Annotated in this window: 13 protein-coding genes; 4 read left to right on the plus strand and 9 right to left on the minus strand. The window is 46.3% G+C overall.

Annotated features, from left to right (window positions below; genetic code table 11):
• Positions 1-116 precede the first annotated feature (116 nt).
• The 6 genes from V7O66_RS09740 to mutS all read right to left on the minus strand — a co-directional run bounded on the left by V7O66_RS09740 (position 117) and on the right by mutS (position 7,573).
• Positions 117-404 (minus strand): energy-coupling factor ABC transporter substrate-binding protein, encoded by a 288-nt coding sequence (locus V7O66_RS09740; protein WP_406660120.1) that lies wholly within the window; start codon positions 402-404, stop codon positions 117-119.
• Positions 401-1,096 carry an energy-coupling factor ABC transporter permease gene (locus V7O66_RS09745; RefSeq protein WP_406660122.1) on the minus strand — a complete coding sequence of 232 codons (696 nt, stop codon included), beginning with the start codon at positions 1,094-1,096 and terminating at the stop codon, positions 401-403. Before V7O66_RS09745 ends, V7O66_RS09740 begins: the two co-directional genes overlap by 4 nt.
• Before the next feature lie 281 nt (positions 1,097-1,377).
• Complete coding sequence (locus V7O66_RS09750; RefSeq protein ID WP_406660123.1) at positions 1,378-1,959, minus strand: cobalt-precorrin-7 (C(5))-methyltransferase; 582 nt, start codon at positions 1,957-1,959, stop codon at positions 1,378-1,380.
• The gene (locus V7O66_RS09755; RefSeq protein WP_406660124.1) at positions 1,956-2,972 is read right to left on the minus strand and encodes a cobalt-precorrin-5B (C(1))-methyltransferase; all 1,017 of its coding nucleotides are present in this window, start codon (positions 2,970-2,972) and stop codon (positions 1,956-1,958) included. The genes V7O66_RS09750 and V7O66_RS09755 overlap by 4 nt, the downstream gene beginning before the upstream one ends.
• A gap of 42 nt (positions 2,973-3,014) precedes the next feature.
• The gene (gene mutL, locus V7O66_RS09760; RefSeq protein ID WP_406660125.1) at positions 3,015-4,913 is read right to left on the minus strand and encodes a DNA mismatch repair endonuclease MutL; all 1,899 of its coding nucleotides are present in this window, start codon (positions 4,911-4,913) and stop codon (positions 3,015-3,017) included.
• The gene (mutS, locus tag V7O66_RS09765) at positions 4,913-7,573 is read right to left on the minus strand and encodes a DNA mismatch repair protein MutS (protein WP_406660126.1); all 2,661 of its coding nucleotides are present in this window, start codon (positions 7,571-7,573) and stop codon (positions 4,913-4,915) included. The genes mutL and mutS overlap by 1 nt, the downstream gene beginning before the upstream one ends.
• 257 nt (positions 7,574-7,830) lie before the next feature.
• Between mutS and V7O66_RS09770 the strand changes: the two genes are divergently transcribed.
• Positions 7,831-8,652, plus strand: a complete 822-nt coding sequence (locus V7O66_RS09770) for a PKD domain-containing protein (protein ID WP_406660127.1) — start codon at positions 7,831-7,833, stop codon at positions 8,650-8,652.
• Between the two features lie 239 nt (positions 8,653-8,891).
• Here V7O66_RS09770 and V7O66_RS09775 read toward each other — a convergent pair whose 3' ends face one another.
• The 3 genes from V7O66_RS09775 to wrbA form a co-directional block, all read right to left on the minus strand.
• Positions 8,892-9,236: a DUF5684 domain-containing protein gene (locus tag V7O66_RS09775; protein ID WP_406660128.1), complete on the minus strand. Its 345-nt coding sequence runs from the start codon at positions 9,234-9,236 to the stop codon at positions 8,892-8,894.
• Between the two features lie 248 nt (positions 9,237-9,484).
• Positions 9,485-13,684: an alpha-2-macroglobulin family protein gene (locus tag V7O66_RS09780; protein ID WP_406660129.1), complete on the minus strand. Its 4,200-nt coding sequence runs from the start codon at positions 13,682-13,684 to the stop codon at positions 9,485-9,487.
• A gap of 160 nt (positions 13,685-13,844) precedes the next feature.
• Entirely contained in the window at positions 13,845-14,462 is a 618-nt protein-coding gene (wrbA, locus tag V7O66_RS09785; protein WP_406660130.1) for an NAD(P)H:quinone oxidoreductase, read from the minus strand.
• A gap of 184 nt (positions 14,463-14,646) precedes the next feature.
• Between wrbA and V7O66_RS09790 the strand changes: the two genes are divergently transcribed.
• Genes V7O66_RS09790 through V7O66_RS09800 form a run of 3 tightly spaced genes read left to right on the plus strand, consistent with a single transcriptional unit; the run spans position 14,647 to position 15,815 of the window.
• Positions 14,647-15,042 carry a hypothetical protein gene (locus V7O66_RS09790; protein ID WP_406660131.1) on the plus strand — a complete coding sequence of 132 codons (396 nt, stop codon included), beginning with the start codon at positions 14,647-14,649 and terminating at the stop codon, positions 15,040-15,042.
• A 13-nt stretch (positions 15,043-15,055) separates the two neighbouring features.
• The gene (locus V7O66_RS09795) at positions 15,056-15,262 is read left to right on the plus strand and encodes a helix-turn-helix transcriptional regulator (protein ID WP_406660132.1); all 207 of its coding nucleotides are present in this window, start codon (positions 15,056-15,058) and stop codon (positions 15,260-15,262) included.
• A gap of 16 nt (positions 15,263-15,278) precedes the next feature.
• Positions 15,279-15,815: a TOBE domain-containing protein gene (locus tag V7O66_RS09800; RefSeq protein ID WP_406660133.1), complete on the plus strand. Its 537-nt coding sequence runs from the start codon at positions 15,279-15,281 to the stop codon at positions 15,813-15,815.
• Positions 15,816-15,868: the final 53 nt, after the last annotated feature.

Raw genomic sequence — 15,868 nt, forward strand, 5'->3', positions numbered from 1 at the left:
CACAGAGATGCAGAAATATCTATGACATAAGGCATAGTTTAAAACAACAGTATTTGATTTAACTGCTGGAAATAAATAAGAAATAGGCAAGGGAGATAGCCCCTTGCAGAAATATATTAATTGTTGCTCTCGCCTTTACCTTTATAGAAGCCAATGGTATAGCCTATAACCACAGCACCAAAAGCTGCCTGAAGTGCAAAGAGCAGACTTTCAGTTTCGCCACCAGGTGGTTCAAAGCCAATTCCTTCAAACCAGGGTTCATATCCAGGACTTACCTCAGCGATCACATCTTCTGCCTGACCGTCAGCCCCACCAAACTCAGAGCCAGGATTTGCTGCAATCCCATAGAAGAACTGGACAGCGAAAAGCAATACAACTATACCCACTATGTACTCGAGTTTCATTCCATTGCCTCCTTGAGTTTAGCAACTGCTGAAGAGCTCAGAATATTGAGATCCACAAGCACATCGCTCTTGATCTGCACCACATATTTCATGATAAGTGCTGTAAGCGCACCTTCCAGGATAGCAAGAGGAACCTGGGTTGTTGCGAACACGGCACCAAATGCCATAAATGATGCGAGAACCCCACCTTCCGCAGCAGGGAATGCCAGCGCAAGCTGCAACGAAGTAATAACATAAGTCACCCAGTCAGCAATGGCAGTTGCCAGGAATACATTCAGGTAGAAATTCATACCAGCTTTTGAGGCTGCTTTGTAGAATACGTATGCCACCAGTGGACCGATGATTGCCATTGATGCCGTGTTTGCGCCAAGGGTTGTAAGACCGCCGTGTGCCAGGAAAAGTGACTGATACAACAGGACTATAACACCAAGAACAGCTGTGATAGCAGGTCCAAAGAGAATAGCTGCCATACCTGTGCCCGTAGGATGAGATGAACTTCCTGTAACAGATGGGAGTTTCAATGATGAAAGTACGAAGATAAAAGCACCTGCGACTGCCAGAAGAGGAACCACTTCACGTCTTGTACTGACCAGCTTATTAAGCTGATACATACCGAATAATATGACTGGAATAGATATTACGAACCATAGCTGCCACCAAGGAGAGGGCAGAAAACCTTCAAATATATGCAATTAATATCACCTTCTTTTTTTATAAGTACAAACAAATAGCAAATCAAGTATAATTGATTTGAGTATTTTTTTGATGTGTATTATTGTTTATAAGTATAACGGTTATGACTTTAGAAAACTATTGTTATCTTTGAAGATAAGACCTCTCAATATATAAAGATATATGACATACCATTCTACAAAACATAAGAATAAAATCATCAAGTATCAAACTAGAAAGTATATCGATTACAATATAAGTGAAAAATATGCAAAATAGAGAGAAAAGTTTGCTTGATGAATTAACGAGTTACCATCAAACAGTACATATCGGACTCATTTAATGGTGGATTGTCCACAGAACCAACAACTGCCCGCTCATACGGATATCCGATGTCCTCATAGATACATATCTTTGCTTCAATGCCCATTTCTTTAAGGACAACAGCAACTTCCCGGGGTCCGAACTCATCGGCAGGAAGCAGGAATATATTCTTACCTAATTTCAATTCCCTGATAAGTTCTTCTTTTGCAGGTGCAGGATCCCTCCCGTGGGCGGTTATCATTGCAAGATTTGAAAGTCCCACATGGAATTTTGCACATGCTGCCTGTATGGATGAAATACCGGTAATGACACGGTCACCCTCAGCTGCAAATTTCCCGAGTCCTGAGAACATGGGGTCACCGGTGGAAAGAATAACAGCATCTTTGGGCAGAAGATGCAGGTTCTTGAAACTCTTAATGGGCTGAGATTCACATTTGATGAAATCCTGTGCAAGTTCAATGGATCTTTTGGAACCATATACCACAGGAGCATTACTGATAGCCTCAATGGCTTCCTGGGTGAGCATTTTTGGGCCAACGCCCACACCAACAATGATCATTTCCTGCCCCCACTATCCATCAGCACGGTGCCATCTCTTGCCACAACCACGATCCGTGTGCCTTTGCCCTTTTCGACTGCCAGATCAAAAGCCTCTTTGAGCCGCTCATTGTCAGGATCCAGTTCAAGCATCTCAACCACAGTTGCAAAACCGCTATCCTTGAGCATATCAGGATTTCCCCATTTTAGCACGAGTCCCGGGAGGCCACAAATGACAACATCCCCATGGGCGGCGTCAACTGCCTCGGATATACGACTTCCTGCCAGCACAACAGTATGGTCAGGGAAAAGCATCGTTGAGTACCTGATACCTATCCTGCCGGTTGTGAGCACTACCTTATCCGAATCGCGTATGAGGTCACCCTTCATTTCCCCAAGGTGGTCATTCCATGGCTCAACAAAACCGGTGGTACCAAGGATGGATATACCGTCGATAACACCTATTCGACTATTGAGAGTCTGTTTTGCGATCTCCTTTCCCTTCGGGAGATAGATAGTTACCTCAGCGCCTCTGAGACCCAACTCCTCCACAGCTTCTGCAATTGAAGCCTCGATCTGCTCCATTGGACGTGGATTTATGGCTGGGTGTCCTTTTTTGGATTCCAGACCACTTCTTGTAACAATACCAATGCCTTCACCTGCATACACGGTGATCCCATCTGCTTCCTTGGCATCAGCCATGAACTCAAGGCCGCGAGTGATATCGGATTCATGGTCATTGTTCATTTTAACAGCAACACCATGACCATTGCTACCCTCAACATCCATCTCTGCGCGAATTCCCACTGAAGTTGGAACCGATACATGCATCACATCTCCAGCAAGTGAAAGTACTGCAGTCTTTGCAGCAATTGCTGCCGTTGTTCCAGTTGTATAGCCCCTCTTAAGTACAGAACCATCACTCAAAACAACCAGTGTCCCATTTTTTATACCTTCTTCCAGCTCATTGCGTGGCATTTTGGATCTTTCAATCCACTCATCGGGTATTTTGGACTTATTAACCGGATCGATCATCTCAAATCAATTGTTGTTAATACTTTTAAAATTAACCGACCCTTATGTCCTGCCAAACATCTTTCCAAGCTCATCCTTTGAGAAAGAAACCATAGTGGGACGGCCATGCGGACATGTATATGGATTATCACACAGCATCAATTGCCTGATCAGCCCATTCATCTGGTCCGGATTACACGGCGCACCTGCTTTTATGGCTGCCCTGCACGCCATTGTACTGCAAAGGTTAGCGTACATCTCAGTATCCCCCCTGACCCTGCCACCTGATAGCAGGTCCGAGATTATATCGTGGATTATCTGCGGGTCCTCGAATTTACCGAAAATGCTTGGAACGGTGGTGACCACATAACTATTGGGACCAAACTCTGATATTGCAAAGCCCATCTTCTCCAGTTGGGGAATATAGTCCTCTATTATCACTTTTTCTTTAAGGTTCAAATCAAGCATCACCGGAGCAATAAGCTCCTGCCAGCTCATATCCTGCATTTTCAGCACTTGCTCATACATTACCCGCTCATGGGCTGCATGCTGGTCCACCAAAAACAGTTTTTCATCCATTTCGGCAATTATGTATAGTTCAGAAAATTGCCCGAGTATCTTTATATCCACATTTTGAGACCTGTCATCCACGGGCATATCACGCTGCTGAAGCCTCTCGCTCTTTTTCAGACGCTTCTGAGTATCCTTTGCAGAATAATGATAGCTGCTCTTGCCTTCCCGTGCAACTACAGGTTCCTGGCTGTGAGACTTTGTTTCATAGTTAGTGTTTTTGAGATCCTCCGGTTTCGACTCAGGCTCTGGCATTTGCTCAGCTTGCATATCCCCGGAAGCGGGCAGACTTTCAGGCTCATCGGGCTTTTCAGGTTCGGAAATGAAGGACTGTACATGCACCTCTTTCTTTTCAAGCTTCAGTTCAGGGACCAGTGATGTTGCTTTTAGTGCCTGCTCAACTGCAGATATCACGGCTGATTCGATCTCTTTTTCGTGACTTAAACGCACTTCCTTTTTTGTAGGATGCACATTGACATCTACATTCTGAGTATCGATCCTGAATTTCAGGAAAGCTGCCGGATAGCGACCTTTTGGAAGAAGAGTATAATAACCAAGCCTTACCGCATTGCTCAGAGACCTGGAAGAGATAGCCCTGTCGTTGATATACAGGGATTGCAGATCCTTTCCGCTTCTTGTAAGCTCAGGTTTTGAAATATAGCCCGAGATGGAGACCAGCTCGGATTCGAATTCCAATGGAACAAGGGAGCGTGCAACATCAGCACCATAGAGGTGCACAATACTGTCAAGGAGGTCACCTGTGCTCGGGGAGCGCAGTATGACCTTGCCATCACTGACAAGCGTAAAGGACACATCGGGATGTGACATGGAATGTCTTGTGAGCACATCTATGATATGAGCCAGTTCTGTGCGCATGCTCTTCATGTACTTCTTCCTTGCAGGTGTACTGTAGAAGAGGTCATTCACAAGGATGGATGTGCCCACAGCCGAACCTGCCGATGAAATGCTTCGTATGCCTGTGCCATCGGCCACTACCTTTGTACCTGATATATCGCCTTCCTGCCTGGTCACCATTTCCACTTTGGCAACAGAAGCAATAGATGCAAGCGCCTCACCCCTGAATCCGAGGGTGAGAATGCTGTCCAGATCCTCAATTCGGCTTATCTTGCTGGTTGCATGTTTCTTGAACGCAAGAGAGGCGTCAGCATGACTCATACCGATACCATTGTCGACGATCAGGATACTTTTCGTTCCTGACCCCCTTATTTCCACTCGAATATCACTAGCATGAGCATCAATTGAATTATCAATCAGTTCCTTGATCACAGATGCCGGTCTTTCTATGACCTCGCCCGCAGCTATCTTGTTTATTGTGGACTCGTCCAGCTGCCTTATTCGTGTGGCTGAAATATCGCATGCTTCCCCTGTCATTACATAACCTCATCATTTGTCAATCGTTTTTTGATCTCATTGAGCTTGTTGAGTGCATCCAGCGGCGTCATGGAATTGAGATCAAGAACTTTCAGCTCCTCAAGCATGGGGTCCGGCTCTTGTGATTGATAACTGGTATTCTGATCAAAGATCAGCTGCGTGTACCTGGCATTGCTTCTGCGTTTTTTGCTGCCCTGTGAATCATCCATACTGATGCTACTCTCACTTTCAATGTCATCCAGGATTTCCCTTGCCCTGCTGGTCACATCATGAGGAACTCCGGCTATCCGGGCCACATGGATACCATAACTCTTGTCAGTGGCACCGGGAACTATCTTCCTCAGGAAGACAAGGTCATCCCCTTCCTCCTTCACTGCAATGTGGAAGTTCTTCACCCGATTCAATGAATTTGCAACATTGGTAAGCTGGTGGTAGTGAGTTGCAAAGAGGGAGCGTACACCCACCCTGCCCTTGTTATGGATATATTCGACCACGGCTTTTGCGATACTGTAACCATCATAGGTACTGGTACCCCTGCCGATCTCATCCAGCAGCAGCAGACTCTTCGGGGTTGAATTGTTCAGAATGTTGGCCAGTTCCACCATCTCAACCATGAAAGTACTCTGTCCGCTTGCAAGGTCATCGAAGGCTCCGACCCTGGTGAAGACCCTGTCCACAATGCCGATGGAAGCATGGGTAGCGGGTACGAATGAACCTGCCTGCGCCATTATGACTATCATGGCTATCTGACGCATGTATGTAGATTTACCCGCCATATTGGGACCTGTCATCAGCAGGAACTGGTTATCACTGCAATCCATCTCGGTGTCGTTTGGAACAAAACCACCAGCAACCGTGCTCTCAACCACAGGATGCCTGCCATCCCTGATGAGAAGCCTGCAGTCAGGAGTGATAGCTGGGCGCACGTAATTGTTATTTGCCGCCACCTCAGCCAGATTTGCAAGCACGTCCAGCATACCGATCATGGATGCTGTGTTCTGTAACTGTTTTGAATAAGATGCAATCGTGGAATTTATCTCGCAGAGCAACTCATACTCAAGGGCTGTCATCTTCTCATCTGCGGAAAGTATGGCACTCTCACGCTCCTTGAGCTGGGGAGTGTAGAACCTTTCAGCATTTGTCATTGTCTGCTTGCGTATGTAATCATCAGGAACCTGTGATATATTGGCCTTGGTGACCTCGAGATAGTAACCGAAAACCCTGTTGTAACCCACCTTCATGGATTTTATGCCAGTCCTCTCGCGCTCTTGCTGCTGGAACTTTGCGATCCACTGTTTTCCGTTCTTTGACAGATCCTTAAGCTCATCCAGTGCAGGGTTGTACCCATGTTTTATCATGCCACCATCCCTGACACTGACGGGAGGTTCGTCCTCTATGGCATTGTCTATGAGGGATACAAGCTCACCCAGTTCCCTGAATGAAGACAGCTCGGAGAGTATATGGGAAAGCAGTTCAAGGCTGGCACATCCCTGCAAGGAGGACATTACCTGAGGCACGGACTCCAGCGACCTCTTCAATGATACAAGGTCCCTTGCATTTGAATTACCATACATTATCCTGGCAACCAGCCTTTCCATGTCCCTTACATATGATAGCTGCGACCTCAGTTCGAAACGCACAAGAGTACTCTTTTCAAGCTCCGCCACAGCATCCAGCCTGGCATTGATATCTTCCACAGATATCAGCGGTTTGAGCAGCCACTTCTGCAGGAGTCTGCTGCCCATTGGAGTCTTTGTATCATCCAGGATCTTCAGCAGGGATGAATCATTGCCCTCGCCCCTGACGTTCTTCACGATCTCCAGATTGCGCAGGGTGATGGCATCGAGTATCATGAAATCAGAATCAAAATAGGTTTTCAGGTGCTGTATGTGGGATAGCTCCCTCATCTGGGTGTCCATTGCATACTGTAATGCAGCACCTGCGGCTGAAACTGCGAAGGGAAGTTCCATACACCCCATACCCTCCAGAGTGGACACACCCATATGCCCGGTGAGCAATTTGTTGGCTGTATCGGTCTCGAATGCATAACTGTCATACTCATGCACTATGGTCCTCATTTCCCCAATACGTCCTGCCAGCACATCATTGGCAAGCAGTGATGAGGGGATGATACATTCGGAAGGAGCCATGCGGACGATCTCGCTGACTATCTTGTTATAGGGAGCAGTGTCGGCAAACTGAGTGGTCAGGAACTCACCTGTGGATATATCCAAAAATGAGACTCCAAAGATATTCCCTTCTCCGTAAATGCTCATTAGATAATTATTGGCAGCATCACTGAACATGGAAGAATCCATTGCAGTACCCGGAGTGACGACACGCACAACCCCTCGCTTGACAACTCCTTTCGCTTTCTTGGGGTCCTCAAGCTGCTCGCAGATTGCTACCTTGTAGCCCTTCTTGATGAGCCGGGGAAGATAGGTATCAATGGCATGGTACGGGATACCTGCCAGTGGCATCTTCTCCCCATCCTTGCTCTTGCCCCGGGTGGTCAGGGTTATCTCAAGCTCCTTTGCAATGGTCTTTGCATCCTCTCCGAAGGACTCGTAAAAATCCCCCATCCTGAAGAATATGAGGGCATCCTTGTGCTCTTCCTTGGCAGCATAGAACTGCTGCATGGCAGGGGTTACTTTACTCATGATGACTCACGTAAAACTTATGCTGCCAAATTATCTGGCTGTTAGTATTTTTGTGTTTGCATTGGAGATATAAGACTGTTCAAAGAGCTTTTGCAGAGGATGGATTCATTAGACGATACTATCAAATGAAGCCATCTTTTCTTCCATTCTAATTTATTGAACTCATTAAAAATGTCGGATAGTTAGAAATGTTAATATAAATTAAGGAAGTTCTTCGCTTTGTTCTTTTAAAGATATTTACGAAAAGGTGGTACTTTATGAAAAAACATACACTTTTGATTTTTACATTGATTGTAGTATTATTTGCCTTTACAAGCACGGCGAGTGCAGCTGACAGAACTATCCATAGCGGGGAACGTCTTTCAAATAGCGTTATTCACCCCCTACTTCCAATGGATACACTTACCATTGAACCAGGTGCTGTGTTTATGTTTGATCTGGCACATTCCACAACCGAATATACCATCAACAACTACGGACGTATTGAATACTTGATCCGGACCGATAATCACGGCACCATCAACAACTATGGCGAAGTCATCATCGGCATCCCCATACCCCTCGTCAATGCTGGAACCATCAATAACCACGGAATTATTGACAGCACACTGATTCCTATCGAAAACCAAGGAGCCATCAACAACTATCCTAGTGGGATCTTTCTCGGCACTGTAATTGGTAATCCTGTAAATACAGCACCCATAGCCGATGCAAATGGCCCCTATACAGGTACTGTTGGCACACCCATTACTTTTGACGGAACAGAGTCTTCAGACCTCGAGGGGCCAATTGTCATCTATGAATGGAATTTCGGTGACGGTAATACTGGCACAGGTCCTTCGCCAACTCACACCTACACAACTCCAGGGACTTACACAGTGAATCTAACAGTAACAGATCTACCAATTGGGCCAACATCTACACCTACACCCCCTATTGGCGCTACAGATGTAGATACAACTACGGCAATAGTAACAATATCTAGCTCCAGCGAAGAGATTCCTGAATTCCCAACAATCGCAATCCCTATGATAGGAATACTTGGTCTGGCATTCATCTTCCAGCGCAGGAAGGAATAAACCAAAACCATATATCGAGCATCTGGAAAAACAGATGCCCTATTTTTTCTTTTTTCAGCTCATCAAAAGTCTCAGCATCGTATTCCCACTCTTCTGAAACCCATAATCACCTTTTATTCATGAACATTAATCCCATGTTGACAATAGAGAATCATTCACTTAATGAAGAGTATATATTGATAGTTTAAATTGAAAGGGTGATTTGGAGAGGTACTGCCTACATCACCCTTTTGAAAGTATCATTCTGAGAAAGCCAGATATCCAGGAAGTGCAAGGTTTGCCACCGGCACGACCATCAGGAGTCCAAGCCATTTTGATTTACCAAGATAGCCTGCGATCTCACCCCAGATGTACATCAATACAAGGATGTTCACATACGGGATCAGAAGACCAATGAAATACCACAGGGACTTTCTTGCCGTCCTGAGCAAAATTACAACGTTAAGGATTGGTATCCATGCCATCCATGCATTATCTGTATTAGTTCTCTTTGCGATCCTTTGTAGTGAATATGAATAGTACGCGTATAATGCAAGTATCGCAAGTACCGCCACCACAATATTGGGCATAGTTTCGTAGATCATTTGTTATCACTGTTTTTTAGTATTGTCTTTTGAATGTACCAAATTCACCGATTTAATATTGACTGGTGTGTCGATATATAGTCAAGTATCCCTACGTATCTGCGGTATTTAAACTTTGGCTTAAAAGGTAGGATGAATTTTAATCGAAGCCCAGAGCCATGTGCCATGTATTTGATGTGAAAAAAAGATTAAATCAAAAAGAAAGGAAGCAGGATAATTACATTTACCCTGCCACTTTTAAGAAAGGCTCAAACCACGGTCACATCCATTCCCTTACTCTCAGCCACAACCTCAGGGTTGTAGTACGAGTAAGCCTTGCTCTCAGACACGATAGCCCTCACAGGGAACAGTGCCTTTACCTGTATCTCGAAGTTTATCTCCTCGCCGGCTTGCATGTCATCGATGTAGAGTATCATCTTGCGACCTGCGATCTCGTAGCGGGTTATCAAGGCTGCATCCTTGAGAGTCTCAAGACTTGATGAGATAGGTGTGAATCCGGTTGGCACTGCGATGTCCACTATCATCATTCCACTGGAGGTGATACTGCCATCTATGCCACGGATTCCGTTGTACTTCACCCTGGTATCGATCGTGACAATGTCGTTCACTGCAACATCTGTGGAATCGTATTCTACATCAAGCTCGATCTCGTTCTGTCTGATGACATCTGGAAGGATGACATTGAATCTTCTGACTATCTGATAGTTCAGCTCGCCTGTGCCCTCCATTTCCAACTCAACCTCTGAGCTGCCCTCAGGAATCTCGATTATCTGTACCACATCGAAGTTCTGTGGGTTCACTTCCACCGACCTTACCTCGCTGCCGTCAGCAAATACGGTGACCGTGGCATCGATATCCCTGCCGGCGCTTGCTGCTGCACTCATCAGTGCCCTGAAAGCCATGACGGTATCCTGGGTGCTTGAGAATCCTCCGTTGGAATTGCGCTGTGCAGACATCCATTTCAGTGATGAGCTGGCTGTGGGGTTCTTTGCCTCGATCAGTGCAAGGGTTGCGTAGGCAGTGGTTTCCACGTTCTTGCTGGATGGTGCCATGTAATCATAGCCGCCGTGTTCGTATGGCAGAGGCACAGCCCCGTCACCATATCCCCAGTAGGTGCCGTCATCATCCTGCTTTGAGATCGCCAGCAGCTCGTTCAGCCCTTCATCTGCAAAGGGGCTGTCGAGTTTCTGCAGGGCAAGGGTACCGATTGCCAGAGCATAGGGGTCGTCCTGGCTTGCGAGATTGTCCTCCAGATACTTCTGGGCATCAGCCATGACCACAGGACTTGTGAATCCGTACTCTTCCAGTGCCAGGGTCACGTATGCTGTGAGTGCATATGTTCCACTGACGCCACCCATCATGTCCTGATGGATCACAAATCCCACGGACTCCCATGAACCATCGTCCTGCTGGTGGGACGCTATCCAGCCTGCCGTGTCTGCAAGTATGTTCTCATCAATTGTTGTCAGGTCCCTTGCAGCACTGAACTGGGAGAGTACGAAAGAACTGAGCCAGAGACTGCCCTCAGGATCACTTTGCCCGAATGCCGAGAAGGAACCATCATTGCGCATATAGGTAAGTTCACGCTGGTAGCCCGTGGTGATGAACATCTCAGCCTTTGCCTTAAGCTCCGGGTTGTCCTGTCCGGTTGCCTCAAGATAACGCAGTACCTCCACATCAGTGGAGAAGAGCATCATGTTCTGCTCACCACAGCCGTATGGCATACCCAGCAGGTTGTCCACACCGCTGATGGTCTGTGCCACTATGCTCGGAGTAAAGGTCACAAGCACCTTTCCGGAATCCGGGACTATGTCCAGAGGCATTGTGGAATCCAGCACAACTGTACCATCCTTCAGAATACCGTTATCCACCAGCTCACGGGTGGCACCCTCGGCTTCGACTATCATATCCTTCCTTACAGCATCCGCCTTCTCGGTGGTCTGGCCTGTTATCTCCACAAGCTGCTTGCCAACCTCAGTGGGTCTGATGGTAAATGTGGCATGAGCAACACTGTTCGCCTCCACGGGCACGGTCTGGACATCATCACCTATAATGTCGAACCAGTCAGCACCCGAAAGTGTGAGCTTCACATCCTGTTGCCTGTCAAGATAGTTGTAGACCTGCACCTGTACCGGGAACTCCTCGCCCCTTGTTACAGCATATGGCAGATCAGGGTCAATGAAGAAATCCTGGAACACTGTGAGCTGTGACTCGGAAATACCGATACCTTCAGGCCCGGAGGAAACTGCATGCAGCCTCCATGTGGTAATGCTGTCAGGAGCATTCAGGTCAAGGCTGGCAAGCCCTTCATCATCAGTAAGCAATTCAGGCATCCAGACCCATGTTTCAGGGAAGAACTGGCGCACACGCTGCACTTCAGCGAGGGGTTCAGCTGCACCATCCATAGCTTCATCGACAACTGCCTCATCCACAGGCATCTCAGCCATGGGCATTGCAGCATCCACCATCATCTCTTCCTCTACCTCAAAGTCCATACCCCTGCCAGCGAATTTATTGACAGATGATTGTGACCTTGGCACTTCCAGACCAGGAGATGCCATCACAACCATACCAGTACTGTCCAGCAGGTCGTATGCACCTTCACGAGACCACACTGGATGGGATTCTGCCTGAGGCTCCTGGAAACGCTTTTCCAGCTCATCGAATACCTGTTTGAGGTTGAGCCGGCCCTCACTCAGGGCATAGACCGATTCATCCACTATGGAAAAACCGATCATGGATTTGCTGCCCGCATCAAAACTCACGCTCACATTATCTCCTGGCTCAACTGACTCACTATCAAATGAACTGTTCAGGTCCACCTGTGCGGAGAACTGCACATCAAATGGCAGCACATCCACCGATACCTCACTGTTGGGGTTTATCATGTACGCAACAACCTTTGCCTGCGGACTCATCTGGGGAGTTACAGGGATGCTGATATCCTGCTCATCACTGGTTGCCGAGTACACTGTCCTGCCGTTTGCGAACACGTCATAGAACACAGTGCCTTTGTTAGTTGAGTAGACCCTGAATGATATTGGATCGCCGACTTCAGGAACTCCTTCACTGGTCTGGCTGATGTGTATGAAACTTGCACTCGGAGAGTACACTGCCCCAAGCTCCTTATTGGCATAGGCATCGTCCGAGCGTGCATTCAGATAGAATTCCATTGTGGATTCAGGAATATCAAAGGTCAGCAGTGCAATACCATTCTCAGTTTTGACGCTTTCCTTATCCTCCTTATCCCGATAGCTCTCATCCCTGAATCTCGCATCTATTATGACCTCAGTATCAACGGGATTTCCACCTGGATCCTTGGTCACCACAAGTACCTGCAATGGCATGCCGGGTTTGACGTAATTGGACTCTGGTATAAGCTGCAATACAAGAGGAGATTCTGCTATGGTCAGCAATTTATTACTGGTCTCACTGTGATTACCGGTATCGGTTACAGTAACGTTGAGCATAAGACTTGCCTGACCACCAGCACCATAGGTGCCTGCTGCATATTCCACAGCAGGAAGCTCGAACTCAACGCTGCCTTCCTTGAGCTTTCCACTAAAGCTTGCATATTGCTCCCATTCACCCACGTAACGGGAAGCCTCAACGAGAACCTCGCCATCAACATCTTTTCCAAAGAAGTATTCTGCTGAAACAGTGCCCGTTATCTCATCTGATACCAGGAACCATTCCTGAGGAGTTGATAGTGAAACATCGAATTTCGGAAGCACATATTTGTCAACCTGGATATCAACATTGGATACTGAGTCTCCGGCACTTGCCTTTACCTTCCATGTACCGAGGTTGAGCTCGCTTGCAAGGGGCAGGTCAAAGGAAGCAACACCATATTCATTGGAACTCGTATCCTCCTTGAACACCTTGATGCCCTTGGCATCCGTGATCTCGATCATTATATCCTGCCCCACAGGCACGAGATTGTTATTCAGGGAAAGCACCCTTCCATGGATTGTCTGCCCTGGTTTGTATATGGGTTTGTCAGTTTCGATGAATAGTGGATTGTTCCTGATAACTTCCACAGTTGCCTTGAAGTCCTTCTCATAGCCCTGTGGCCTTGCGCTGAGCACATAGCGCCCTTCATCGACATCCGGAACCTCGAAAGAGGCCACGGAATTACCTGCCTCTGATGTGGATGCCACCACAAGAGGAATTTCATCATTATTTTCGTCTATCAGCACATATTCAACACAGCGACTGACAGGTTCACTGTCAGAGAATGCTGCCATTGTCACCGAGCTATCCCCGCCAGAGAAAAGCATCTTTGGAGCAAGTATGAGAAACTCATCCCCTGCTGATGCAATTTGTCCACTGCAGTCATCTGCCACGTTGGAACTGAGTTCTCCATCATCGATACATCCTGAAAAAGGCACAGCCAGGAATAAAATGATAGCTAAGTACGATTTGAATTTCTTTCCTGAGAGTTTCATATTATCACTTTTGGATCATCAATATCTTTATGCTAAGATGTTGGAGACAAAATGGTATATACTTTGCTTAAACTTCAAAGATGTTCGTAGTTATGAAAAAAGAAAAAAGAGAAGCTAAAAGCTTACTTTCAGCTGAATAGGCTGTAGAAAAAGATGGACCTCATTTACCTACAAGTTTCTTTGCGATCTCTGCCACATGCCTGCCCTGGAACCTTGCTATTGCAAGCTCATTCTCAGTTGGATGTCTTGTATCAGGACCCGATCCTGCAATAGTTGATGCGCCATAGGGACTGCCGCCCGTTAGCTCATCGAGGGTTGTTTGCCTTTTTTCTGAGTACGGGACACCCACTATTACCATCCCGTGATGCAGCAAGGTTGTATGAAAATTAAGTATTGTGGATTCCTGACCCCCATGCTGGGTGGATGTGGATGTGAAGACACTGCCCGCCTTGCCAATGAGGGCACCCTCCGCCCATATACCTCCAGTCCGGTCCAGGAAGGTTCTCATCTGAGCCGCCATCATCCCAAACCTTGCTGCTGTGCCAAAGATCACGGCATCTGCTTCTGCAAGGATCTCAGGAGTAGCAATTGGGAGATGCTCGAACCTTTTCTTGGACTCTGTTGCCCCCATCTTTTCCAAAATCTCAGGAGTGAAAGTCTCCTGTACCTGATAAAGTCCGACCTCTGCACCCTCGACTTCCCTTGCACCCTCGGCTACTGCTTCTGCCATATCATAAATATGCCCGAAAAGACTGTAAAAAACTACGTTTATTTTCATTGTTCCCACCTATTTGATTGTTTACCCATAACACCAACTGACCCATCATAGTTGAGGATTTGCAGAATAAATAGATGCCCATTCTCCAGACGAACACATAATTTTAAGTAGCTGATGTTAGATATAGATCACATAATAAGATTAATATCTAACATAATGTTAGAATAAAATACAGAGGAATTTTATGGAAAAGCTGGAAAGATATCTAAAGATAAGCTATTCGATCGCCACTGCCCTTATCCTTACAGGTGTGGCTTTACTTGTCCTGTCTGAAAACTATCATCAGGGTGGCATCAGCCTGATAAACATTGGTGCAGTAATAATATTCGTCACATTCCTGAGAGCAAAAAGATACCGCAGTGGACCCTTAAAGGATGAGAGAACTGTGAGGATAGGTTCATACGGACTTTCATATTCCTGGTTTGTGAGCTTCCTCGTACTCAACATATTGTTCTGGATAGACAACATGGCACTCATTAAACTCACTGTTGCACAGGTGCTTGCCATTATGTTCTTTGTGATGATAGTCACAGCAAAGGGATTCCAATGGTACCTCTTTAGAAAAGGGGATGTGGAGTAAACAGGGGCATGGCATGAAGACCAGAATGAAAGAACTCAGGGCCAGACACGACCTCACCCAGGGAGACCTGGCAAGCATGGTGGGTGTGCGAAGAGAAACCATAGGTTTTCTGGAAAAGGGGAAATATAACCCTTCACTAAAACTTGCCTATAAGGTTGCCAGATGCCTGGAAACAAGTATTGAGGAACTGTTCATCTTCGAGGAAGAAGACCTCGTGTAAAAAAGGATTGAGAACCATGGAAGCAAAAACAAAGGTATGGCTTACAGAAGATGGAAAACCTGTAATAGGTGCAGGAAAGGTGGGTCTGCTCAAGGCAATAGATGAAGAACGATCCTTAAAAAAAGCCTGCGAGAAACTTGATATTTCCTATAAGCATGCCTGGAACGTACTCAATAAAATGAATGAAAGAATGGGTAAGGACGTTGTGAGGACTGTGCGGGGCGGAAAGGAGCAAGGAACTTTCCTGACAGATATCGGACGACAACTCATAGAGGAGTACGAAAGGAACGAACAATTCGTCCAGGATAGCATGAAAGATGAAGGTTCATGGGAAAATATAGGTCTTAAACTATCTGCACGCAACAAGATACCGGGGAAAATTACGAAAGTGGAAAAAGAAGGCCTCGTATCAAAGGTTACCATCGAAATAGAGCCTTCAGCCCTTACTTCCATCATTACCAGCGAAGCTGTGGACAGACTGGACCTTAAAGAAGGGGATCAGGTTTTTGCAATAATAAAATCCACGGAAGTACTTGTGGGTAAGCCTGAATGAGAATAGATACATTCTTTGTAACTTTTTTTATACATATTCAAAATACGTATATA

The organism is Methanolobus sp. ZRKC3, assembly GCF_045291275.1.
Lineage (GTDB): Archaea > Halobacteriota > Methanosarcinia > Methanosarcinales > Methanosarcinaceae > Methanolobus.